This is a genomic window from Nocardia grenadensis (assembly GCF_050942415.1).
Lineage (GTDB): Bacteria > Actinomycetota > Actinomycetes > Mycobacteriales > Mycobacteriaceae > Nocardia > Nocardia grenadensis.
Map to the genome: position 1 here is coordinate 4,742,002 of NZ_CP192054.1, position 23,755 is coordinate 4,765,756.

At 70.7% G+C, this 23,755-nt stretch carries 20 protein-coding genes and 1 pseudogene; 8 read left to right on the top strand and 13 right to left on the bottom strand.

The genetic code is table 11. The features are described 5' to 3' along the window. Positions 1 to 107 precede the first annotated feature (107 nt). From ACQPYS_RS21665 to ACQPYS_RS21675, 3 genes are all read right to left on the bottom strand, one after another. Positions 108 to 2,435, bottom strand: coding sequence for a protein kinase domain-containing protein (locus ACQPYS_RS21665; RefSeq protein WP_433490625.1), 2,328 nt, complete (start codon positions 2,433 to 2,435; stop codon positions 108 to 110). A gap of 64 nt (positions 2,436 to 2,499) precedes the next feature. Beyond that, positions 2,500 to 3,189, bottom strand: coding sequence for a response regulator (locus tag ACQPYS_RS21670; protein WP_433490626.1), 690 nt, complete (start codon positions 3,187 to 3,189; stop codon positions 2,500 to 2,502). A 165-nt stretch (positions 3,190 to 3,354) separates the two neighbouring features. Next, positions 3,355 to 4,827: a sensor histidine kinase gene (locus tag ACQPYS_RS21675; RefSeq protein ID WP_433490627.1), complete on the bottom strand. Its 1,473-nt coding sequence runs from the start codon at positions 4,825 to 4,827 to the stop codon at positions 3,355 to 3,357. A gap of 192 nt (positions 4,828 to 5,019) precedes the next feature. Between ACQPYS_RS21675 and ACQPYS_RS21680 the strand changes: the two genes are divergently transcribed. Both ACQPYS_RS21680 and ACQPYS_RS21685 read left to right on the top strand, forming a co-directional pair. Beyond that, complete coding sequence (locus tag ACQPYS_RS21680; protein ID WP_433490628.1) at positions 5,020 to 5,325, top strand: hypothetical protein; 306 nt, start codon at positions 5,020 to 5,022, stop codon at positions 5,323 to 5,325. Positions 5,326 to 5,392: 67 nt separating this feature from the next. After that, a pseudogene (locus tag ACQPYS_RS21685) lies at positions 5,393 to 5,590 on the top strand (ABC transporter ATP-binding protein); the annotation flags it as partial. Positions 5,591 to 5,614: 24 nt separating this feature from the next. On the opposite strand, the gene ACQPYS_RS21690 reads toward ACQPYS_RS21685, so the two are convergent. The 3 genes from ACQPYS_RS21690 to ACQPYS_RS21700 all read right to left on the bottom strand — a co-directional run bounded on the left by ACQPYS_RS21690 (position 5,615) and on the right by ACQPYS_RS21700 (position 9,835). Next, positions 5,615 to 7,693 (bottom strand): protein kinase domain-containing protein, encoded by a 2,079-nt coding sequence (locus ACQPYS_RS21690; protein WP_433490629.1) that lies wholly within the window; start codon positions 7,691 to 7,693, stop codon positions 5,615 to 5,617. Between the two features lie 107 nt (positions 7,694 to 7,800). After that, a complete protein-coding gene (locus ACQPYS_RS21695; RefSeq protein WP_063041464.1) occupies positions 7,801 to 8,463 on the bottom strand; it encodes a response regulator in 663 nt (220 codons plus the stop codon). A gap of 130 nt (positions 8,464 to 8,593) precedes the next feature. Then, entirely contained in the window at positions 8,594 to 9,835 is a 1,242-nt protein-coding gene (locus ACQPYS_RS21700) for a sensor histidine kinase (protein ID WP_433490630.1), read from the bottom strand. 166 nt (positions 9,836 to 10,001) lie between these two features. On the opposite strand from ACQPYS_RS21700, the gene ACQPYS_RS21705 reads away from it, so the two are divergent. The 4 genes from ACQPYS_RS21705 (at position 10,002) to ACQPYS_RS21720 (ending at position 14,039) form a co-directional block, all read left to right on the top strand. Beyond that, positions 10,002 to 10,736, top strand: coding sequence for a hypothetical protein (locus ACQPYS_RS21705; RefSeq protein ID WP_433490631.1), 735 nt, complete (start codon positions 10,002 to 10,004; stop codon positions 10,734 to 10,736). A gap of 466 nt (positions 10,737 to 11,202) precedes the next feature. After that, positions 11,203 to 12,495: an alpha/beta-hydrolase family protein gene (locus ACQPYS_RS21710; RefSeq protein WP_433490632.1), complete on the top strand. Its 1,293-nt coding sequence runs from the start codon at positions 11,203 to 11,205 to the stop codon at positions 12,493 to 12,495. Between the two features lie 129 nt (positions 12,496 to 12,624). Beyond that, positions 12,625 to 13,554, top strand: coding sequence for a hypothetical protein (locus ACQPYS_RS21715; protein ID WP_433490633.1), 930 nt, complete (start codon positions 12,625 to 12,627; stop codon positions 13,552 to 13,554). 41 nt (positions 13,555 to 13,595) lie between these two features. Next, a complete protein-coding gene (locus tag ACQPYS_RS21720; protein WP_433490634.1) occupies positions 13,596 to 14,039 on the top strand; it encodes an SRPBCC family protein in 444 nt (147 codons plus the stop codon). A 98-nt stretch (positions 14,040 to 14,137) separates the two neighbouring features. On the opposite strand, the gene gatA is transcribed toward ACQPYS_RS21720, so the two are convergent. Beyond that, a complete protein-coding gene (gene gatA, locus ACQPYS_RS21725; protein WP_433490635.1) occupies positions 14,138 to 15,616 on the bottom strand; it encodes an Asp-tRNA(Asn)/Glu-tRNA(Gln) amidotransferase subunit GatA in 1,479 nt (492 codons plus the stop codon). Next, positions 15,613 to 15,912 carry an Asp-tRNA(Asn)/Glu-tRNA(Gln) amidotransferase subunit GatC gene (gene gatC, locus ACQPYS_RS21730; RefSeq protein WP_063041474.1) on the bottom strand — a complete coding sequence of 100 codons (300 nt, stop codon included), beginning with the start codon at positions 15,910 to 15,912 and terminating at the stop codon, positions 15,613 to 15,615. The genes gatA and gatC overlap by 4 nt, the downstream gene beginning before the upstream one ends. A gap of 301 nt (positions 15,913 to 16,213) precedes the next feature. Between gatC and ACQPYS_RS21735 the strand changes: the two genes are divergently transcribed. Then, on the top strand, positions 16,214 to 16,864 hold the full coding sequence (locus ACQPYS_RS21735) for an amino acid-binding protein (RefSeq protein WP_039825984.1): 651 nt from the start codon (positions 16,214 to 16,216) through the stop codon (positions 16,862 to 16,864). A 16-nt stretch (positions 16,865 to 16,880) separates the two neighbouring features. Here ACQPYS_RS21735 and ACQPYS_RS21740 read toward each other — a convergent pair whose 3' ends face one another. Then, the gene (locus tag ACQPYS_RS21740) at positions 16,881 to 17,216 is read right to left on the bottom strand and encodes a hypothetical protein (protein WP_373861466.1); all 336 of its coding nucleotides are present in this window, start codon (positions 17,214 to 17,216) and stop codon (positions 16,881 to 16,883) included. Positions 17,217 to 17,624: 408 nt separating this feature from the next. Between ACQPYS_RS21740 and ACQPYS_RS21745 the strand changes: the two genes are divergently transcribed. After that, positions 17,625 to 17,828 carry a hypothetical protein gene (locus tag ACQPYS_RS21745; RefSeq protein ID WP_063041476.1) on the top strand — a complete coding sequence of 68 codons (204 nt, stop codon included), beginning with the start codon at positions 17,625 to 17,627 and terminating at the stop codon, positions 17,826 to 17,828. A gap of 37 nt (positions 17,829 to 17,865) precedes the next feature. On the opposite strand, the gene ACQPYS_RS21750 is transcribed toward ACQPYS_RS21745, so the two are convergent. The 4 genes from ACQPYS_RS21750 to mnmA all read right to left on the bottom strand — a co-directional run bounded on the left by ACQPYS_RS21750 (position 17,866) and on the right by mnmA (position 23,752). Further along, positions 17,866 to 19,113, bottom strand: a complete 1,248-nt coding sequence (locus ACQPYS_RS21750; RefSeq protein ID WP_433490636.1) for an AAA family ATPase — start codon at positions 19,111 to 19,113, stop codon at positions 17,866 to 17,868. Between the two features lie 73 nt (positions 19,114 to 19,186). Beyond that, positions 19,187 to 21,310, bottom strand: a complete 2,124-nt coding sequence (ligA, locus tag ACQPYS_RS21755) for an NAD-dependent DNA ligase LigA (protein WP_433493100.1) — start codon at positions 21,308 to 21,310, stop codon at positions 19,187 to 19,189. Between the two features lie 310 nt (positions 21,311 to 21,620). Further along, positions 21,621 to 22,655, bottom strand: coding sequence for a methionine synthase (locus ACQPYS_RS21760; protein WP_433490637.1), 1,035 nt, complete (start codon positions 22,653 to 22,655; stop codon positions 21,621 to 21,623). Then, positions 22,652 to 23,752: a tRNA 2-thiouridine(34) synthase MnmA gene (mnmA, locus tag ACQPYS_RS21765; protein ID WP_063041484.1), complete on the bottom strand. Its 1,101-nt coding sequence runs from the start codon at positions 23,750 to 23,752 to the stop codon at positions 22,652 to 22,654. Before mnmA ends, ACQPYS_RS21760 begins: the two co-directional genes overlap by 4 nt. Positions 23,753 to 23,755: the final 3 nt, after the last annotated feature.

Here is a 23,755-nt window from a genome sequence, read left to right on the forward strand (position 1 = left end):
TGATTCGTACCCGGTCGGAAAACCGTACTCCATCGACGGCCTCGGGCCGGATCGGATGAGCCCGCCGAACCGGCGCGGGAGTGCCCGATTCCGTATCGACCGGCAGGTCAGTAGAGATAGACGACGGCGTTGTTCCCGCCCCGGCAGGTGACCACACCGCCGGCAGCGACGCATTCGAGCGTGTAGGCCTGGCCGGTCACCGGACTGGTGGCCTCGACGGAGACCGGATCGCCGTCGGCCGAGACGACGGCCGGATCGAGGTAGGCCTGCCGGACCGCCTCGGCGAATTCGCAGCTGGTCACCGCGGTACCTGTTGCCGCCGAGCCGTATTCGGAGCTGCCCGTCGCCGAACCCGAGCAGGGTTGCGCGCCTGCGGGCAGATCGGCCCGGCGCGTGGTGGTGGTCGCCGACGTGGTGGTGCTCGTGCGCGCGGAGGTGGTGGTGGAGGGTTCGGCGCTGCTGCCGGCCGCCGAGGTCTGTTCGGGCGCGGAGGTGGTGGCGGCGCCGGTCGTATCGGCGGCGCCGGTGGATTCCGGGCCGCCGGCGCCGCCGAGGAACTGGAGACCGAGTACCGCGAGGATGACCACCACCGCGAACACCCCGATACCGGTCAAAATCGGAACGACCTTGGACCGCTCGCCGCCGGGGGCGTTGTCGCGGGTTCGCGCGTTCGCGGCGTAACTGTCGCGATAGCCGGCCTCGTAGGCGGCCGCGTACGGGTCGGCCGGGGGCGGGCCGGAATCGTCGGCCCGGTAGCCGTAGTGGTCGTCCGGCGCCGGAGCGTCGTAGCGGCCGGTCGGTTCGGACGGCGGGTACTGCGGCCGGTACGCGCCGTGCGCGTCCTCCGCGGAATAGGCGAGCCCCGACGAAGCCTGATCCACCGGCCGATAGGCCCGGGTCGCCTCCTCGGCGGAGTAAGCGAGCCCCGCGGGCGCCTCCTCCACGGGCCGGTAGGCCCGAGTGGCCTCCTCAGCGGAATAGGCAAGCCCCGACGAAGCCTGATCCACCGGCCGGTAGACCCGGGTCGCCTCCTCCGCGGAATAGGCGAGTCCCGAAGACTCCTGGGCCGTCGGCTGGTAGGCATGCGTCGGCTCGTCGGCGGAGTAGGGCGCGGGCGCCTCGTCCACCGGTTGGAAGACACGGGTGTTCTCCTCGGCTCCGGGGAGCGGATAGCCGGGTTCACCGTAGATGCGGGTCGCCTGATCGTGCGGGTAGAAATCCGCCACCGGCATACCCCCGGTCGCGGGCGCCGGATTCTCGTACTGTGACGGATCGGCGGCCGGATGCAACTGCTCGTTCTGGTAGAGATGCGCGTCCGGGAACGGGCGGATAACGCCGGCCGGCGCCTCGGGGTCGGCCGGCGTGGGATCGTCGGCGGGTAGCGGTGTGAACTCGGTTTCGGTGGGCCGGAAGGAGGTCGGGTCGCCGGGGATGATCGCGGGCAGCGTGGTGGCCGGGTCCGGCGCGCCCTCCTCGCGCGGCATCCGGACCACCAGGGTGGGAATTCCGCCGGTCGGCGGCGCGGACGGACTCGACACCTCGGGGATAGCGGGAGATTCGCCGGGTCGCGGCTCCGGACCGGCGGGATGCGGGGAACGCGCCGGGGAGTTCAGCGCGGTGCGGGCAGCTACCGCTAGTTCACCTGCGGTAGCGAAGCGCTCGTGCGGATCCTTGGCCATACCCCATGCGATCACATCATCGAGCCCGGCCGGTAATCCGGTTCGCTGCACGCTTGCTCGCGGGGGTGGTTCGGTCAGATGCGAGCGGATCAGCACACCCACACTGGTCGTCGAGAACGGCGTCGCCCCGGTGAGGCATTCGTGCAGCACACAGGCGAGGGAATAGATATCGGCGCGCGGGGTCACCGGGCCGCTGTCGAAACGCTCCGGCGCCATGTACGTATAGGAACCGATCGCCACACCCGCCTGCGTGACGCCGGTATCGCTCTCGTGGCGGGCGATCCCGAAATCGGCCAGATAGGCGAAATCGGCCGGGGTGACGAGGATATTCGCCGGTTTCACATCGCGGTGCACCAGACCGCCCTCGTGCGCGGCATCCAGCGCGGCGGCGATCTGCTCGATCACGCCGACCGCCCGCTGCGGGCTCAGCGGCCCCTCCGCCTGCAACAGTGCCCGCAGATCGATGCCCTGGACCAGGCGCATATCGATGAACAGGCGACCGTCGATAACACCCCAGTCGTGGATCGGGATGATGTGCGGTTCGGCGAGGCGGGCGGCAGCCTGCGATTCCCGGCGGAACCGGATCTGGTACTCGGGGTCGCCGGCGAGCGCGTCGGAGAGCAGTTTGAGCGCGACGACCCGCTCCTTCACGGTGTCGTAGGCCTCGTAGACCTCGCCCATCCCGCCTTTACCCAGCAGTGAGCGCAGTTCGTAAGGACCGAACCACCTATCGACTTCCGAGCCAGGCGCCTGCACCCGTCCATCCTCTCCACGCGCGGGCACCGTCTCAGCCGGCCACGGATCGCACCCGGGCTGCCCGTCAGACCCTGGATTGTCCAGGGGACACCACACCGTGGTCAAACGCGTAGACGATGGCCGCCGCGCGGTCGCGCACGCCCAGCTTCCCGAAGATATGACCCACATGGGATTTCACGGTCACCTCGGAGATTCCGAGCGCGTGCGCGATTTCACTGTTGGCCCGGCCGCGGCCGATCAGCGCCAGCACCTCGCGTTCCCGGGAGGTCAGCGCGACGGCCACCGCGGATGCGGCCGGAGCGGCGGCGGTACTACGGTAGGTGGACAGCACCCGCCCGGTGACGGCGGGGTCGAGCCAGGCACCGCCTGCGGCGACGGTGCGGACGGCGCGGATCAGGTCCTCGGCGGGGGAATCCTTGAGCAGGAACCCGGCCGCACCCGCGCGCAGGGCACCGGACAGCAGTTGGTCGTCGTCGAACGTGGTGAGCACGAGCACCGGGGGTTCGGGAGCGCGGGCGCGGAGCAGACGGGTCGCCTCGATACCGCCGACCCGCTTCATCCGCAGATCCATCAGCACGATATCGGGGCTGTGCGCGGCGACCGCCGCGAGCACCTCGTCACCGTCGGCGCATTCGCTGATCCGGAAACCGTCGCGTCGGCGCAGAATACGCCGCAACCCACCGCGGACGAGTTCCTGGTCATCGGCGATCAGCACCTCGACCGCCTCCGGATCGGTGTCGGCCGGCCTGGTCATTGTTTCTCCCTCGGAGCAGGTGCGTACGGTCCGCGGAGGCGGAGGTCGCGCCTCATCGTTCCGCCGGCGCGTTCGCGCGCGCGCCGGCGGTGGATCCGCCCACGGTCGTCCCGGCGTCGGCGCCGTCGGGCCGGCGGCGGGGTCGCCGGGCCCGGCCGCAGCCTCTCATGCCGGACGCGGTTCGTCGCCGGGGCCGGGGCCCGCGTCGTGGTCGGCGATGATCTCCGAGATGGGGCAACGCAGCCGGTCCCGGCTCGGGGTCGCGGCATGCGCGGGATGCTCGTCCAGCGGGAACTCCGCGCGCACGAGCCACCCGCCGGCCTCCGGTCCGATCCGGATACGACCGCCCAGCCCATCGGACCGGTGCCGCATCCCGGCGACCCCGGTCCCCCGGCCGAACTGTGAGGGCAGGCCGCGGGGGATCGTATTGTGGACGCGTACGACGGCCGAGCCGCCGTCCACGGATACCGTCAGCTCCACCTCCGCGCCCGGGGCGTGCTTGGCGATATTGGCCAGCGATTCCTGGCAGATGCGATAGAGCGCCAACCCGACGGCCGCCGAGACCCCGGCCAGATCGCCGGTGAAACGCCGGTTCACCATGAGGCCGGCATTGACGAAGTCGCCGACGAGGGCAGGGATATCGCCGGCACCCGGTTCGACCCCGGCCGCCGACGGCACCGAATCCAGCAGGCCGACCGTGCGCCGGATATCGGACATGGCCTGGCGGCCCAGTCGTTCGGCGTCGACGAGGGCGTCGGCCGCCTCGTCCACATCACGATCGGCGGTCAGGGCGTGCCGGGCGGCCGTCACGTGCAGCAGGGTCACAGTGAGCGAGTGGGCGATGACATCGTGTACCTCGCGCGCGATCCGGTTGCGTTCGGCGGCCGCGGCCTGCGCGGCCCGCGCGCTCTGATTCTCCCGTTCCTGGTACAGGAACAGCCGCTGATACTGCAGCATCACCCCCACCAGCCAGCCGAGCAGGATGCCGAGCGCGTACATGGGGAAACCGGTTCGCAGCGAGTGGTCGCCCCACAGTGCCTCCCCCACCAGCGCGAAGGCGAGCAGTTCGGCCGCGGCGACCACCGCCAGCAGGATACTCAGCCGCTTCGGTGCGATCGCCGCGATCTCGGCGATACCGACCATCAGCACGAAGGGGGCGAAATCGGAGTCCACCGGCTGGACGAAGAAGAGCGCCGCCGCGATCATCGTGGCAGCGAACAGTGGCAGCGGCCGCGGCACGATCCCGAACAGCACATAGACCGGGCCGGAGGCGAACAGCAGCACCAGCGCGATCACCGGCAGTGCGGTGGGGAAGTATTCGTGCCGCTGCAGACAGGCCACCACACCGATGACGAAGAACGCCAGATCGGTGAACAGCACGACCTTGGGCGGATAGTCGAAGGGCAGTTCCCGTAGCGGGTACGGGGCCCCGGGGAGCAGTTTCGCCACCCCCGCGCCCAGCCGGCGCCGAGCGCGCGCCCACCCTGCGGGCCGGGTCGCGGCCACCGCTTCGCCCGGGTCCGTCGTCGTAACCGGCGGGGCCGGGGCGGGCGGGCCGAACCCTTCCTCCGCGCCACCACCCACCGGCTGCGCGCGGTCCCCCGCGGCGGCAACCCGTGTGAAGTGGCTCTCAGTCATTCGTCCAGGGTAAGCACCCCCGGCGGCGCTCGGCATCCTGCTACGGCCGGTTCCCGGCTCCACCCACGGTAGGACAGCGATTCACATCCACGGCACGACGATTTACCGGCGCCCGATTCCTAGCGTGGAACACGAGGTCGCCGCACCACCGGGCCGGCGAACACCAGGCCCCCGACCGAAAGGGCTCGGATCATGTCTTGGGAAGATCAGCACCTGCGCACCGACATCCTGCACACCGTCCTCGACCGCGCCGCCCTCGATCCGGCGCGACCGGACCTCTTCGACGACATCCCGCACCTCGACCGTCTGTTCGGCGGACCGCAAGGAGTACTTGCGGCGCTGCGCTATCGGTGGAACATTCATGTGGACGCCAAGCTGGAGCTCGACCCGGGCCGCTGCTGGACCGCCGAAGAGGCCCGGCTCGAGCTGGCGAGTCAACAACCCGTGCTCTACGCGGTGCTCTACGCGCGCACGGCGTCACCCGTGCCGGTGGCCTGACCGGGCCGCGCACACCGAACGAACGTCCGTGGAAGATCGGGGTGGCGATGACGCAGCCGGCCATGCGCCCACCGGCAATCTCGATTCGACAACCGGCGCGTCGATCCTCGAACTGCTGGGCGAGGTGGCCGAATCCGGTAACTCGGTGGTGATGGTGACCCACGACCGGGGTGCGGTCGACTACTGCGGCCGGGTCGTCACCCTCGGCGACGGCCGGATCGGCGCCGACGAACGCACCGTGACGCGGCACACCGTCGACGCCTGACGCCCACCCGCCGCACGGCGGCGCTCACAGTGGGGCGTTCGACCACCAGCGGTCGATATCGCCGCGGGCTCCCGTCCCCCAGTAGCGGACGAACAACAGCGAATTGCTCCGGGGCGAATCGGTCCTGGCACCGAAACCGACCACCATGTTCGCGGTGGACCGGCCCCGATCGCCGGGCTCCTCCCACAGATGCGCGGTATAGGGCTCCCCACTCTTGGCACCGGAGACCGGATCGTGGGGCGGCAGGCTTTCGATCACCTCCAGGGTGTCCTCGGCATCCGGATAGGTGATGATCGTGTAGTCGAGCCGGGTGGCCTCCAGCGAGCGCTGCCGGCAGTCCCAGATCGATACCCACGGGCGGGTTTCCAGGACCTCGTCGAAGACCGGGACCACTTCGAGTATCGGGATCTGCTCACCCGGTTCGTACTGACTGCACAGCGCGTCCTGATAGCCGAACCCGTCCGGTTCCGACCCCTGCGGCAGCAGGGTGGAGAACAGCCGCCGGGTGCGGTCGCCCGGCTCCGTCTTCGGCGAGTTCTCGGATTCGCCGCTGGTACCGGCGACCGGGCCCCGTTCGAGCGTGGAGGGCTGAGCAGCGGCCGGCGCGCCCTCGGAACCGGAATCGTTGCTGCCCAGCACCACCAGAACAGCCGCCACGGTCACGGCCAGCACGATGAGCGGAATGAGAACGGCCACCGCGATCCACGCCGCCCGGTTACGCCGGTGCGCGGCCGGAGCCGGGTGATAGCCGTGGTACTGCCCGGGCGCCGGAGGTCGCGGGACGGCCTGCACGGGTATCCCCCCGGTATGCTCGCCCCCCACGCTCTGCGCCGCACCGGCGGGGCCGGTGTGTTCCGTGGCCGGGCGCGGCGCCGGACCGGGCGGTGTCACGACCGGCTGGGCACCGGTGTGCTCGATATCCCCCGCCCGCATCGGCGCGCCGGCCGGAGCCATCGATGCGCCACCGGTGCGTTCCACGGCCGGTCCCGGCGCACCGGGCGGCAGCACGGCACCGGCGCGACCGGCCGGGTAGCCACTGTCTGCGTAACCGCCGGTCACACCCGCGGGCGCACCCGGCGCCCCCGCGACCGCTCCCGGTGACCCGGTAGGCGCACCGTGCACTCCCGGTGGTCCCGCGGGCGCACCGGGTGGCCCCGCCGGTGCCGGCGCGGCGCCGGGAACGGCCGAATATCCGCCCGCCGCAACCGAATACGCCGTACCTGGACCGCTCGCCTCGGTCGGCGGCACATAGCTCTGTGTGGGCGCCGGGGCGGTGAGCGCCTGTTCGGCGGCCCGAGCGAACTCGACACAGGTGCGGTACCGGTGACCGGGGTGTTTGGCCATCGCCTTCGCGAGCACCGGATCCAGACCCGGCGGCAGGCCCCGTCGTTTCACCGCGAGCGGCGGCGGGGCGAGTTGCAGATTGCCGTGGATGATGTCGGCGGGATTGGGTGAATCGAACGGCGCCATACCGGTGAGCAGCCAGTACAGCGCGCAGGCCAGCGAATACTGGTCCGATCGGCCGTCCATGTCGCCACCGGTCATCTGTTCCGGCGAGGCGAAGGCGAGGGTGGCGGTGAACATACCGGTCTGGGTCAGCCGCACCGTTTCCGCGCGAAGTCGGGCCAACCCGAAATCGGTGAGGAAAACGCGTTCGCCCTGCCCGGGATTGGCCCGGGCGAGCAGGATATTGGACGGTTTCACATCACGGTGCAGGACCCCCATACCGTGCGCGTAGTCGAGCGCGTCGGCCACACCGGCGATGATCTGGACCGCTTTCTCCGGAGCCAGGGCCAGCGGGTTGACCGTGCCGGCGTCGGCGCCGTCGATGTATTGCATGCACATCCACAGGTGGTCGCCCTCCACCCCGCGGTCGTAGACCGTGACAATGCTCGGATGGTCGAGCGCGGCAGCGAGATCGGCTTCCCGTTCGAACCGGGTGCGGATCGCGGCGTCGGCGAACAGTTCCGGTTTGAGCAGCTTCAACGCGGTCTGTTTTCCGAGCCGGGGATGCCGGGCCAGATATACGGCGCCCATTCCGCCTTCGCCGAGCAACCGCTCGACGGTGAACCCGGCGAACACGTCACCGCTGTTGAGCAACACGACCCCCTTCAGGCGACCGACAGACTGGTGAGCCTACCGGGCACAGCGCGCCGTTTCCCCCGTGACAACGGGAATCAGGGCACTTCATGGAATACCTGGCAGTCCGTTCAGCCGGGGGTGACCAGCCCGGATTCGTAGGCCAGCACCACGGCTTGCGCGCGGTCGCGCAGATCCAATTTGGTGAAGACCTTGGACACATGTGTTTTGACCGTCTGCTCGGCGATGAACAGCGCCGCGGCGATTTCGGTATTCGACATCCCGCGCGCGACGAGTTCGAGTATCTCGCGCTCGCGCGGGGTCAGCGACGCCAGCGCCGGGGCCGGGGTGCGCCGGGACGCGCGGCGGGTGGTCACTTCCGCGATCAGCCGCCGGGTGACGGTCGGCGCGAGCAGTGCCTCCCCGGCGGCGACCACCCGTACCGCCCGAACCAGTTCCTCGGCCGGCGCGTCCTTGAGCAGGAACCCGCTGGCACCGATTCCGAGCGCCTCGTACACATAGTCGTCGATATCGAAGGTGGTGAGCATGAGTACGCGCACCGGCGGATCGAATCCGGCCCCCAGGATCGAGCGGGCCGCGTCGAGCCCGTTCATCTCCGGCATACGCACATCCATCAGCACCACATCGGGTCGTAACCGCGCCGATTCGGCGACTGCCACTTTTCCGTTGGGCGCGTCGCCGACGACACTGATATCGGGTTGGGCGGCGAGCAGTGCTCCGAATCCTTGCCGCACCATGGCCTGATCGTCGGCGATCAACACGGTTATTGCCACGGGCCCAGCTTAATTCCCGGACGAAACCGGCGTGCGCCGAGCGTCGGGCGGCGATCTCCGCCGCCGGAGAAAGGATTACTCGCGCCCGCGGCGCGGTCCCACGGGCCGGAGCGCCAGCGCAACCACCGGATCAGCGCGCACCCGCCTGGGCGGATGCGGGCGGCGCGACCGCCAGGGTGGGTGTGAGCGGCAACCGCGCGTGGACCCGGAAGCCGCCGTCGGCGGCGGGGCCCGCGTCGAGCCGGCCACCGACGGCGAGCGCGCGCGCCTGCATACCCGGGATACCGTGCCCGCCCGTCCCCCCGCCGGCGGCACTGCCGCCCGGGCCGTTGACCACGGTGAGGTCGACCTCCCCCGTGCAGGCGATCGTCACCCGCACCGGTGCGCCCGGCGCGTGCCGGCCGGCATTGGCCAGCGATTCCTGGACGATTCGGTACAGCGCGGAACCGACGGTATCCGGGATCGCGGTCAGGTTCCCGTCGACCGACCAGGTGAGATCCACCCCGGCGCGGGCCGCACCGACGAACAACGCGTCCAGGTCGGCGGCGGTCGGCTGGGGCGCGTGTTCGGCGAGCTGGCCGTCGCTGCGCAGTACCCCGAGCAGACCGCGGATCTCGTTCAGCGCCTCCCGGGCGGTGGCACCGATCGATTCGAACTCCGCGCGCGCCGCGTCGTTCACACCCTCCACCCGGTAGGGTGCGGTCTGCGCCTGCACGACGACCAGCGACATATGGTGGGCCACCACATCGTGCAGATCGCGCGCGATGCGCGCCTTCTCCTCCAGGATCGTGCGGCGGGCCCGTTCCAGATCACTGAGTTCGGTCTGTTTGCTCAGCTCGGACCGGGAGCGGATCAGCGACCGCACCAGCAGCGCGACGAAGACCAGCCCACCCAGCGACACCGGCCAGGCCCACGGGTCGGCGTCGATCCCCTCGGCCGACAGTGCGGCGCCCAGCAGGAGTGCGGTCGCCCCCCACACCACCGCGACCAGTTGCAGAGGTGAGCGCAGGGCCACCGCGAACACCAGGAAGTACAGCGCGACGATATGCGCCACCTGGACCGGCATCTCCTCCCCCGGCAGGTTCGGCACGGCCAATGCGATGAACAGCGCCGAGCCCGCCGAGACCGCCCAGCCCAGCAAGGCGTTTCTACGCATCAGCAGAACCGGCAGCGCGGCGAACGCGGCGATCAGCGGCGCGAGCGGCGCGGGCACATCGTGGGTGAGATGCAGGGTGGGCCAGGCCACCGAGAACAGTGTCACCGCGGTCAGGACCGAGGCGGCGTCGAGCCACCAGCGCAGACCCAGCCCGACGATCAGGCCCCACAGGCCCCGCCGCGGGCGTCCCGGCACCGCGATGCTCGTTTCGTTCATACCCCCGAGACTAGGAACTCCGGCCCCGGCGCACCTCATACCGTGGGGTGAATCGCGGGCGGTACGCCGGGGTTAGCCCCGTACCGGCGTAGGTTCCGGGGTCGGCGCACAAACCCCACCCGAGCGGGACGGCTCCGACCGCCTTCCGTTCCTAACGTTCTCGGCCATGGCTGTCTCGAACATTGCCGTGCGCCTTCCGGCCCGGCTCTCCCTGCAAACCGCGCGGTGCGCGGTGACCGCCGCGGCCGGAGTCGCCGCAGCGGTGTCCCTGCTGTCGGCGCCCGCGGCCGATGCCGCCGGTCTCGCGCCCGCACCGGCCGCCGCGGCGGCGGTACGCGCGCTGACCACACCGGGAGCAGTCGCCACGATCCCCGCGGATTTCCGCGCGGTCGCCGGGTACGCCCCGGCACGGGTGGACGGGATGCTGGTCGCACCGCACGGATCGTGTTCCTCGCCGGTACCGCTGCCGGCGGAGTTCGAGACCGCCTGCCAGGCCCACGACCTCGGCTACGACCTGCTGCGTTACGCCGACCGCACCGGCGCCCCGCTCGGCCCCTGGGCCCGGCAGGAACTGGACCGGACCCTCGCCGAACAGATGCACACGGCGTGCGCGCAACGACCGGAGCCGCTGCCGCGCGCCCGCTGCGTCGTGATGGCCGAGATCGCCGAGATCGCCGTGGACCTCAATTCGATGCGGCAAGACTACGGCGTACCGGTCGTGGAGGACTTCCCCCTGGCCGACACGGTCACCGCGTGGCTGCCGCGGATCTGCGGCCTGCTCCTGCTCGTAATCGCCGTCCTCTTCCTGGGCCGCCCGGTCACCGCGCCGCTGCTTCCGGCGATCGGGGCCCGCGGTCCGATCCGTCCGCACCACACCGTGCTCGGGGGTTCCCATGCCTGACACCACCACCGCCGCGCCGGGTCCGGCACCGTCGCGCTCCCGGCCACGCGCCGACCTGCCCGGCCACGTCCCGGCGCCCGCCGGGACACGACTCCGCCACGATCCATCCGATGACGCCCCGCCACCCGGCCGGTCCCGGATTCGCACCGGCACGCCCGGGAGCATCACGTCGCTCTCTCGAACCCGATCCCGTCCGGACACAGCCGACGACAACCCGGCACCCGCCCGGTCCCGACCGCGCACCGGCACTTCCGAGCGCAGCCCGGCCGCAGCGGAACCCTTCTCCGAAGGACCCGACGATGCCCCGGTGCCCTCGCAACCCTGCCCTGGCACCGGTCCGGCCGATAACGTTCCGACCCCATCGCGACCGAGTATTCGCAGGGGCCTTCTCGACTACGTCCGAACCCGGTGGCCGCGGCATTGGCCACCGGTAGCGACCACACTCGCCGTCGGTGCCGGGACGGCGGTGTCCCTGGCCCCCGGCCTGCTGCCCCGGACCGCCGCCGCCCAGGCCGTACTCACCGCGGTGGCCGTGGTCGTCGCACTGGGCGTCGCGCGGGTCGTCCGCCTCGTGATCCGGCACACCACGGGTTCCGCCCCGGTCGCCACGCCGCGAACCCGGCGATCGGTGTTCGCGGCCACCGCGGCCGGCGTCCTCGGCGCGGTGGTGTACGCCGCGCGCTGGCAGCAGACACTGCGGTCGGCGATGGAGGTGGCGCCGGCCGGTCCGGGCCACTGGGCCGGGTGGGCGGTCGGTGCGACCCTGCTCACCGTGGGGACGGTGGCGGTGGTCCACGGGTGCGGCCGGTTGCTCCGGCGGATCGGCTGGTCCCGGACGCTGGTGATGACGGTGGTCGCGGGCCTGTCGATGGCGCTGTTCGCGGTCCCCGCGGCGGTGAGCTGGGGCGACCGGACCTATGCCGCCGCGAACGCCGCCCCCGAGCCGGGTCTGATCCGGCCGGTGGCGGTGACCCGATCGGGGAGCGCCGAGTCCATGGTGAGCTGGTCGACCCTGGGACGCGAGGGACAGCGTTTCGTCAGCGCCGGGCCGGCGGGCGCGGTCCGGGTCTATATCGGGCTCCGCTCGGCGCCGGATCTGGCCGCGCGCGCCGCGCTGGCGGTTCGGGAACTGGATCGGGCCGGCGGATTCGACCGCTCCGATCTGGTGATCGCCGTGCCCACCGGATCGGGCTGGGTGGACGCGCGGGCGCTGGAGGGTTTCGGTGCCCGATTCGGTGGCGATGTGGCGGTGGTCGCGCTGCAGTACTCGTACGCGCCGAGCTGGGCCACCTTCGTCTTCGGCCGGGATGCGGCGGCGGCCTCGGCGCGGGCATTGGTCGCCGCCGTCGAGGAGCGCATCGCCACGATGTCCGATCCGCCCCGGCTGCACCTGTACGGACAGAGCCTCGGCGCATTCGGCGGTAGCGCGGTGTTCGCGGGAGCCGCCGAGCAGAACCGCCGGGTGTGTTCGGCGCTGTGGGCCGGGATGCCCGGTGGGGGTGGACCCGCGCCGGGTGCCCGTACCGCGGTACTGGCCAATACCTCCGATCCGGTCGTGCACTGGTCACTCGACCTGCTGTGGCGGCCGCCGGACCTCACCGCCGCCCGCCGCGACGCGCCCACCCCGCCGTGGCTGCCCGTGGTCGGTTTCCTGCAGACCACCGCGGACCTGCCGGCCGCCCTAGACGCGCCACCGGGGCACGGCCACCGGTACGACACCGACCAAGGGACGGCACTGCCCGGCTGCGGCCCGGAGTGAAGCGCTCCGCCGCCCACGCGGCGCCGGGTTTGCCGGTCGGATGCGGGCTTTCTCGACGGCGGTCACGGCTACCGGGAGCGGGACCTGCCGTGCGGGCCCACCGTTCCATAACGCTTAAGGTGTCCCACCATGGCTTCACCCCGTAACGATCACCCGCGCCGGCCCCGGCGCCGGTTCCGGCGGATCTCGCTGCCGGCATTCACCGGTGCCGCGCTGTTCGGCCTGGTGATCACCGCCGTGCCGGCGCCGACCTCCGAGGCCGTCGGTATCGACGCTTCGGTCACGGCACCGGCCGGGCCGGCGGTGGTGGGTCTGACCTCGGGTGATACGGCGGTGGACGCCGTGGCGGCCATACCGCGGGATTTCGCGGACTACCTCGGCTACCGGCCGGTCGTCCGGCAGGGCGTGCTCGTGGCTCCGGACGGCAGTTGTTCCTCGCCGGTCGAGCTGCCACCGGAATTCGATACCGCCTGTATGGCCCACGACCTCGGATACGACCTGCTGCGGTACGCCGACCGCACCGGCGCACCGCTGGGGCCGTGGGCCCGGCAGGCCCTGGACCGGACGCTGCGCCTGCGGCTGCACCAGGCCTGCGAAACGCATACCGAACCGGTGGTGCGTACCCGCTGCGAGACCCTCGCCGAGATCGCGGCCACCGCGGTGGACCTGAATTCGCGGCGACAGCACTACGGGGTCCCGGTGGTGGAGACATTGAGCCAGGTGGCCGCCCAGGCCGCCACCGGCCATCCGACCCGGCCCTGGTTGCTGCGCGCGGTCGCGCTCGGTCTGGCGACGGTGGCCGCCCTGGTCTTCGGAATCCGCCGCCTGCACCGGCGGATCAGGCGCACGACGGCACCCCGTTTCCGCATTCCGGTCGGGTCTGTACGGACCGGCCGCGCGACGGGTCTGCCGCGGCCCGCGTTCACCCGTCTCCTGCCGCGTACCCGATGGTTGCCGGGATGCGCGCAGCCGCCCGCGGCCGCCCCACCCGACCCCGCACTTCCGGCCGGCGTGCACCTGTTGCCGGTCACCACGCCGCCGGCCGCCCGGACCGGCTGACCACGGTTGACCCGACTTGAAACGCGTTCTAATTTGGGAACGTGCTTGTTGTGGACGACGTGGTCGAGGTGGATGCCCCCGTCGAGGTGGTGTGGTCGGTGCTCACCGATTTCGACCGGTACGGCGACTGGAATCCGTTCATCAGCCGCTGCCGGGCGGAGCTGTCGGTGGGTGCGCCGATCGATATGCGGGTCGAGCAGCTCGCGCCCCGGCCGATCCGGATGCGCGAATGGATTCGCAGCGTCACCGCGGGCCGGGAATTCAGTTACTCCATGAAACCGATCCCGCTCGGCGCACTGCGCAGCAAACGCTCGCATACGCTGACCCCGCTGACCGGCGACCGCACCCGCTACGAATCCCATTTCGAGCTCGACGGCTGGCTCGCCCCGGTGGTCGGCCTGCTGTTCGGGCGCGGCTTCAAGAAGGGGTTCCCCGGGATGACCACCGCGGTCGAACGGGAAGCCGAGCGGCTGCACGCCCACTGACACGCGGTATCATCCGCCCGGCCCCCGGGAACGCCGAGGGCGGTGGCCCGTTAGGACCACCGCCCTCGGTGAACTCTCGCCGCTCCCGGCGATCCGCGTCAGGCGATATCGCCGCGGGCCGCCTCGTAGGCCGCGCCCACCCGGTACAACCGGTCGTCGGCCAATGCCGGCGCCATGATCTGCAGACCCACCGGCATCCCGTCGTCGCGGCTCAGCCCGGACGGGACCGACATGGCCGGATGCCCGGCCAGGTTGGTGGGCAGGGTGCACAGATCGGACAGGTACATCGCCAGCGGATCGTCTACCTTCTCGCCCAGCTTCCACGGCGTGAACGGACTGGTCGGGGACACCAGCACGTCGACCTGCTCGTAGGCCTTGTCGAAATCACGCGCGATCAGCGTGCGGACCTTGAGCGCCTGACCGTAGTAGGCGTCGTAGTAGCCCGCCGAGAGGGCGTAGGTGCCGATCATGATCCGGCGCTTGACCTCCGGACCGAATCCGGCGGCGCGGGTCGCGGCCATGACCTGCTCGGCGCTGTGGTGGCCGTCGTCGGACACTCGCAGGCCGTAGCGCATGGCATCGAAACGGGCCAGGTTGGAGGAGACCTCGCTGGGCATGACCAGGTAGTAGGACGCCAGGGCGTATTCGAAATGCGGGCAGGACACCTCGACCACTTCGGCGCCCAGATCCTTCAGCACGCCGACCGCGGCGTCGAAGGAGGTGAGCACGCCGTGCTGGTAGCTGTCGGAGTGCAGTTCCTTGACCACGCCGATCTTCACCCCGCGCAGATCACCCGACGCGCCCTGCCGGGCGGCGTCGACCACGGCCGGGACCGCGACGTCACGGGAGGTGGAATCGCGCGGATCGTGTCCGGCGATCACCTCGTGCAGCAGGGCGGTGTCCAGCACCGTCCGGCCGCACGGACCACCCTGGTCGAGCGAGGACGCGCAGGCGACGAGCCCGTACCGGGACACGGTGCCGTAGGTGGGCTTGGTGCCGACGGTCGCGGTGACCGCCGCCGGCTGCCGGATCGAGCCGCCGGTATCGGTGCCGATGGCCAACGGCGCCTGGTAGGAGGCCAACGCCGCCGCCGAACCGCCGCCGGAGCCGCCGGGGATGCGGGTGGTGTCCCACGGGTTGCGGGTCGGTCCGTAGGCGGAGTTCTCGGTGGAGGAGCCCATCGCGAACTCGTCCATATTGGTCTTGCCCAGAATCGGGATCCCGGCGGCACGCAGCCGGGTGGTCAGCGTGGCGTCGTAGGGGGCGACCCAGTTCTCGAGGATCTTCGACGCGCAGGTGGTGGGCATATCGGTCGTGGTGAACACGTCCTTGAGCGCCAGCGGCACCCCGGCCAGCGACGAGGCCGGCACCGCACCGGCGGCCAGGGCGGCATCCACCTCGGCAGCGGCGGCGAGCGCCTGCTCTCCCGCGACGTGCAGGAAGGCGTGGTACTCCCCGTCGACCTCGGCGATCCGGTCCAGGTGCGCCCGGGTCACCTCCACCGAGGAGACCTCGCCGCCGTGGATACGGCTCGCGAGGTCGGCCGCGCCGAGCCGGGTCAGTTCACTCGCGCTCATTCGCCCTCCCCCAGGATTTGCGGAACCAGGAACCGCTGTTCTTCGGCGGCGGGTGCGCCGGACAGCGCCTGCTCCGGGGTGAGACCGGGACGGACCTCATCGGGACGGGTCACATTCGTCACCGGATCCGGTGACGCGGTGGCCGGGACATCGGCGGCGGCGACCTCGGAGATGGTCCGCACATGGCTGAGGATCGAATCCAGCTGCCCGGCGAACTGGTCGAGTTCGTCCTCGGACAGGGCGAGCCTGGACAGCCGGGCGAGGTGTGCGACCTCGTCGCGGGAGATGGCGGTCACCGCGAACCCCTTTCGGCAATAGTTTGGACTGCGGATCACAAGCATCGAACAGCCTAATGGTGCGGCCGGACCGGGTTGCCCGGCAGGCCGCGCGGCCGCACCCACCGGGCCGCGCGCGGGTCGGCCGGAGCCGGCCGTGGACCACGCGGCAATGCGAGGTTTGCCCTTTTCACACCATTCGTCACCTGTGACCCCGTTCGAGGCGCACAATTCGACTCGATAACCCTCGGTAATGGGTGTAAGGATGGGCAGACCGGGTATTCGTTGTAAGCCTCGGCCGCAGAAGGAAAGGGAAACGCACGTGTCTTATCTGCTCCGCGTGCAACTTCCGGATCGTCCGGGAAGCCTCGGGTCGCTAGCCGTAGCACTGGGAACGGTCGGCGCCGATATCCTTTCCCTGGATGTGGTGGAGCGTGGTGCCGGCTACGCGGTCGACGATCTCGTCGTCGAGATCGCCCCCAACGCCCTGCCCGACACACTCATCACCGCCGCGGAATCGCTCGGCGATGTGCGCGTCGATTCCATCCGCCCCTACTCCGGTGTGCTCGACACCCACCGTGAGCTCGAATTGATCGACAATGTGGCCAACGCCCGCGACGATCGGCTCCAGGTGCTGGTCGACGGGGTTCCGCGGGTGCTGCGGGTCGGCTGGAGCACCGTCCTGGATATGGGGACGCACGGCGCCTACCGCGTGGTGGGCAGTCAGAGCGCGCCGCAGACCCAGGCTGCCTCGGTGCCGTGGATGCCGCTGCAGAAACCCACCGCGCTCGACGGCAACGCCGACTGGGTCCCCGAGATCTGGCGCGATATGGACACCAAACTGGCCGCCGCGCCGCTCGGCCCCTCCAGCAAGGCGCTCCTCCTCGGCCGTCCCGGCGGCCCGGATTTCCGCCCCTCGGAGATCGCGCGGCTCGGCTACCTCGCCGGAATCGTCGCCACCGTCCTGGGCTGAGTCCCGCGGCGGAGAGCTACCCGCCGGTGCCCGGCTCGACGATGCGCCACCGATCCGGCCTACCCGGCGGATAGGCGACGGTGAGCGTGTCCCCGACCGACGGCCAATAGGCGGCGTCCCACACCATGCGCCCGTAGACCACCTTTCCCGGCTCGGACGGTCCGGACAGGTTCCCGGTGACGGTGACGAACTGCTCACCCATCGCCTCGGGGCGCGGACTCACCCCCGTCAGATACAACGAACCGATCTCCGCGTCCGCGGGCATACGCCCGCCCCGCCGCCCGCGGAACACCAGCACGAGCATTCCCACCAGTGCGGCCACCATGATCGCCAGCATCGCCAGTTCGAACACCCCACCATGCTAGGCCCCGGGGCGTCGTGGCGGCCGGCGACGCCCGAGGCGACGCGATTCGGTGGCGTACGCCACTCCCAGGGGGAGGTCGCCGCGCCGGCGCCCGGGCATGCGGGCCCGAATACCTTCCCACCCAGACGGAACGACCTGGACCCGGGATGGAATCCGGTCGGCCGGCCGCGCACCCGGACAGGCCGCACCGCGGCCGGGCCCCTACCTCCCGCACCGGTGAACTTGTGCATGGGAATACCGCTGCGGCGGCGAAAATCCGGCCGCCCGGCCCGCCGGCCATCACTTCTGCGAGACGGACGGCACCGCGCATGAGTTGTGCGGTACGGGGTATCTCAGATCCACCGGACATGAAAGGAAGCGATCGTCATGCCGGAATCAACGATTCGAGCAGGTGCAATGGGTAGCCGAGTAGCAAGCCTCGTAGTACTGGTCTGGTTCGTGGCGGGGATCGTCGCCGCGTGGCAACGGGGCTATTTCAATGATCCACCGGAGCAGTGCTCCCACTTCGCGACGCTGGCGGTGACCGTGGTGGCCGGTCCACTCAATTACGTCGGCCTCAACCCGAAGATGGGCTGCAACCTGCCGGAACCCAGCCAGTAGAACCGGATCCCGGTCGTCGCCCAGCGGCGACCGGGTTTCAGGACACCGCGAGAGTACTGGCACCGCCCGCGGAACGCCGGACGGACCAGACACTGGTGCGGGTACGCGCGGAACGGCCGTTGCCCCGGTCCACCAGTGCCCGATCGCCGGTGGTGTACACCAGTTGCGCACCGCGCGTATTGGTTTCCGGGCTGTGGAACAGCTGCACGAGCCGGTCGGTCTCCTCCACCGTCAGCCGCGCGCCGATATCGTCGACCACGAGCACTTTCCCCGCGTCGAGAGAGTCGAGCAGTATCGGTAGCAGCCGCAGCAGTGCCCGGGTCGCCGAGGATTCCTCGGCCAGCGTGAAAACCGGCTCCACATCGGTGTGGACGAGCCGCAGTCCGACACCGTGCCGTCCGACCATCCGGGTGTAGAGCGCATCGCGCGCATTACGCATATTGGTGAGTTCACGGGCCAGCCGAGTGGCGTTCAGACCGCTGTCCTGTTCCAGTTGCGCGGCATACGCCGCCGAACCTGCCGCACGATCGGTCTGTTCTCCGAGGACGGCGATATCGGCATCGAGGTCGCGCAGGTAGTCGGCGTAGCCGGGATCGTTCTGGGCGATCAGCAGATCGGTGATGCCGAGGTCCGCGGATTGCAGCAGGGTCAGCAGCCGGGCGGCGTGCTCGGTGGATCGCGACAGATGCGAACCCAGGCGCAGTTCGATCGAGTCGATATCCGCGGCACCGGCCACCACCTCGAGCATGGTCTCGAACCACCGGTAGGCCGGGACCAGCGCCTCGGCGTACATCTGCCCCGCCAGGCTCAACAGCAGGGCGTTCGGGCGTACCAGCGGCACCAGCGCGGTGATCCCGAATCGCGCCGGCTCGAACATCGGCCCGACCCGGATCGCCTCACCCTCGCGCTCGAAGACGATCCGTTTGCGGGACCGCGGATGACTGTAGAGCCATTCGGCGGCGACCTCGGCGGCATCCAACCGGAAACCGTAGGTGTAGGGCACGCCCTCGGCCACGAAAACGGCCTCGAAGTCGCTCGGCTGCCCGGGCAGCGCGAGATGCGGCGCCCGGACCGGGCCCGCGTAGGGATCCCAGCCGCTCACCGAGTGCAGCACCGCGTCACGCATATGCCCCAGGGCGTCGACCAGATTGGATTTACCGGCGGCCGGGCCCCCGTGCACCGCGGTCACCGGCACCGCGACCGGCGCGGTCGCGCCGCGGGTCAACCGCAATTCCTGTAGATCGGCCAGCGATTTGTGGTTGGACACCCGAAAACTGCGCAACATCCCGCCATCCTGCCGTGTCCGGACCCGGTCCCGCAGGATCGGTACCCGGTCGTGTCCTCCGACCGCGCCGCCGCTACTCCGCCGATTCGGCCTCCGCCACCGGTCCGGCCGCGACCGCGTCCGGACCGGATTCGAGCAGGAGGCGGAACCCGTCCTCGTCCAGGATCGGCACCCCGAGTTCCTCGGCCTTGGCAGCCTTGGACCCGGGCGATTCCCCGACGACGACGAAGGCCGTCTTCTTCGATACCGACCCCGCGGCCTTACCCCCGCGCAACAGGATCGCCTCCTTGGCGCCGTCGCGGGAGAAGCCCTCCAGCGAACCGGTCACCACAATGGACAGGCCATCGAGGGTGCGCGGAATGGATTCGTCGCGTTCGTCCTCCATCCGCACCCCGGCGGCCCGCCATTTCTCCACGATGGCGCGATGCCAGTCGACCGCGAACCATTCCGCGACGGCGGTCGCGATGGTCGGCCCGACGCCCTCGGCAGCCGCCAGCTGCTCCAGCGACGCCTGCTCGATCCGTTCCAGACTGCCGAATTCGGCCGCGAGCGCCCGCGCGGCGGTCGGCCCGACATGCCGGATGGACAGCGCGACCAGGACCCGCCACAGCGGGCGGTCCTTGGCCGCGGCCAGATTGCTCAGCAACCGGTTGCCGTTCGCCGAGAGGCTGCCGTCCTTGTTGACGAACAGCGCGACATTTCGCAGCCGGTCGGCGTCGAGATCGAACAGATCGCCCTCGTCGGTGATCGCGCCGGATTTCAGCAGCGCGATCGCCGCCTCGTAACCCAGTGCCTCGATATCGAAGGCGCCGCGACCGGCCATATGGAACACCCGCTCCCGCAGCTGGGCGGGACAGCTCCGCTGGTTGGGGCAGCGGATATCGGCGTCGCCCTCTTTCTCGTAGGCGAGTTCGGTCCCGCATTCGGGGCAGTGGGTGGGCATCACGAAGGCCCGCTCGTCGCCGGTGCGGGCGTCGACCACCGGACCCAGCACCTCCGGGATGACGTCCCCGGCCTTCCGGATGGTCACCGTATCCCCGATCAGCACCCCCTTACGCACGACCTCGGCCGCATTGTGCAGGGTCGCCATGGAGACGGTGGAGCCGGCGATCACCACGGGTTCCATCATCGCGAACGGGGTGACCCGGCCGGTCCGGCCGACGTTCACCGCGATATTGCGCAGGGTGGTGGTGGCCTCCTCGGGCGGGTACTTGTAGGCGATCGCCCAGCGCGGAGCCCGCGAGGTGGAACCCAGTCGCCGCTGCAAGGACCGTTCGTCGACCTTCACCACCACGCCGTCGATCTCGTGCTCGATATCGTGGCGGTGCTCGGCCCAGTAGGAGATCCGTTCGAGAACGGCGTCCACACCGTGCACCAGCGTGGTGTGCGCGGAGACCGGCAGACCCCAGGCCGCCAGCGCACGGTAGGCCTCGTGCAGCGACCGCGGCGTGAACCCTTCGGTGCGCCCGAGACCGTGACAGATCATCCGCAGTCGCCGCCGCGCGGTGACCGAGGGGTCCTTCTGCCGCAGCGAACCGGCCGCGGTGTTGCGGGGGTTGGCGTACGGTGGTTTACCCTCGGCCACGATCGCCGCATTGAGCGTTTCGAAATCCTCCAGCCGGAAGTACACCTCACCGCGCACTTCCAGCAGGTCCGGAATCGGAAACTCGGTATCGGCGTTCAGTTCGCGGGGGATGTCCTCGATGGTGCGGGCATTGAGGGTGACGTCCTCGCCCGTACGCCCGTCGCCCCGGGTGGCACCGCGCTCCAGTTTCCCGTTGCGGTACACCAGGTTCAACGCCACCCCGTCGATCTTGACCTCACACAAATAGTGCAGGTCCGGGCCGGTCTCCTCCTCGACTCGGGCCGCCCAGGCCCGCATATCCGCCGCGGAGAACACATTGTCCAGCGACAGCATCCGCTCGAGATGGTCCACCGGGGTGAAATCGGTGGCGAAACCACCGCCCACCAGCTGCGTCGGCGAATCGGGTGTGCGCAGGTCGGGATGGCGTTCCTCCAGCGCCAGCAGCTGCTGGAACAGCTTGTCGAATTCGCCGTCGGAGATGATCGGCGCGTCCCGCACGTAGTAGCGGAACTGATGCTCACGCACCGTATCGGCGAGCTCCTGCCAGCGCACTCGCGCTTCGCCGGCGGCCGGGGCGGGAGCGGCTGCTCCGCGGACATCGTCCTGTTCGATGGGTCCAACGGTGTCACTCACATCTCGCAGGGTAGTCCGGCCCGCCGACACTGCCGAGCACTGTTACCGCACGTCGGCCGGTATTCCCGGCACACCGAGGCCCCTACGACCGGCACGCCTGTGACAGCGGATAGCGGCCGCCGGGCAGTGCCGCGCTTCGCGACCCCCCGCCCCGGTTTCCCGGCGCGGTGTCCTCGCTCGATTCACCCCGGCCCAGCCGGTCCGGGTGACGAGATACCTGCTACCGGGGTCGGCAGCGGCCGCGAACAGGGCCGTCGGAACCACTCGAGTGCCTCGAGCCCCACCGGCGTCACCCGGCGACGAGGGACTCCGGGTCCTGCGCAAAGGCCTTCGCGGTATCGACCGCCAGGCGCAGCGCGTCCCGGGCCCAGCTCAGCGGCGCCGCCGCCAGACCGCAGGCCGGACTCACCGTCACCCGACGAGCCAGATCGGCGCGCGGGAAACCGAGCCGATCGACCAGCCGGGCGCCCGGTTCGGCGATCTCACGCCAGGCCGGCGTGGTCGCGGGGCGTGAGGTGGGCACGAGCCCGAGAACCAGCTGTTTGCCCCCGTCCAGCGCCTCACCCAGCGCGTCCAGACCGGCGGTGCCCGATACCACGGCCAGATCGAACCCCAGCGCGGCCGCGGAGGTCTGCCGCAGGAAGGCCAGGGGCGGCGGAGTCGCGCAACTGTGCACCATCGTGGGCACCCCCTGGGACGCCAGCACTGTTTCCAGGATCGCCAGCGCTTCCGGTTCCGGTACGGCCGCGACCGTGTTCAGCACACTCGCCCCGCGCAGCGAACCGGCCAGCACGGCGCCCAGCGACGGTTCGTCCACTTGCAGCACCACCTCGGCCTCGAGCCGCGACCCGACCTCGGCGATATGCGCGGCCAGACCCTCGGCCAGCGATTCGGCCAGATCCCGTACCGCGCCCCGGTCGGTCAGCACCCGGTGTCCACCGGCCAGCTCCACCTCCGCGGCGAGCGTCAGCGGCCCGGCGGCCTGTACCTTCACCGGGCGGCCGGAACCGCGCAGCCCGGCGTTCTCCCATGCCTCCTGCAGTGCGTCCAGATCGGTACGCAGCAGATCGCTCGCCCGCCGGGATACCGAACCCGGCCGGGCGGCCAGGCGATAGCCGCGCGGAGTGGTGTCGAACCGCATATCCACGAGCAGCGCCGAAACCCGCCCGACCATATCGGCGCCCACGCCGCGGGCCGGTAGTTCCACCAGATGCGGCAGGCCGGTCAGCTCACCGACGATCACCGTCGCGGCTTCCCGGGGATCGGTGCCCGGCCACGAGCCCACTCCCGTCGCGATCCCGGCCGGGAGACCGGACAGGTTCATCGTGGTGCGCCCGCCGGCGCGGTACGCGCGGTCGCGCTGATGGTGCCGCTGCCGAGCACCGCGTCGCCCGCACTGTCGGGCCGGTACAGCACCACGGCCTGGCCCCGCGCGACCCCGCCGAGCGGTTCGTGCAGACGCACCGCGAGACCGTCGCCGACCGCCTCGGCCGTCGCGGGCGCGGTACCCCCGTGGGCGCGGACCTGCACCACGCAGTCGAGCGGTTCGGTGGGCGCCGCGCCACCGGTCCAGACGGCCCGGTCGGCCTCGATGGACCACACCAGCAGATCGTCGGCCGAGCCGACGCGCACGGTGCCCGACTCGGGGTCGATATCGGTGACGTAGCGCGGTTTGCCGTCCGGCCCCGGTCCGGGCAGGCCCAGCCCCTTGCGCTGGCCGATGGTGAATCCGTGCACGCCCTCGTGCCGGCCCAGTTCCGCACCCCCCGAGTCCACGATGGCGCCGGGGCGGATCCCGATCTTCGCGCCCAGGAACGCCCGGGTGTCCCCGGACGGGATGAAGCAGATGTCGTGGCTGTCCGGTTTGTCGGCGACCGCCAGACCTCGTTCGGCCGCCTCGGCCCGGATCTGCGGCTTGGGTGTATCACCCACCGGGAACATGGCCCGTGACAGCTGCTCGGCGGTCAATACCGCGAGAACATAGGACTGGTCCTTGTCCGCGTCCACGGCCCGGCGCAGCACACCGTCGGCGAGCCGGGCGTAATGGCCGGTGGCCACCGCGTCGAAGCCGAGCGCCGCGGCCCGATCGGCCAGCGCCGAGAACTTGATCTTCTCGTTGCAGCGCAGGCAGGGGTTGGGGGTCTCCCCCGCCGCGTAGGACTCGACGAAATCGTCGATCACGTCTTCTTTGAAACGGTCCGCGAAATCCCAGACGTAGAAGGGGATGCCGAGCACATCGGCGGCCCGGCGGGCGTCGCCCGCGTCCTCTTTCGAACAGCAGCCGCGGGATCCGGTGCGCAGCGTGCCGGGCGCGCTCGACAGCGCCAGATGCACTCCGACCACCTCGTGCCCGGCGTCGACGGCCCGTGCCGCCGCTACCGCGGAATCGACTCCACCACTCATCGCGGCGAGCACTCGCATACG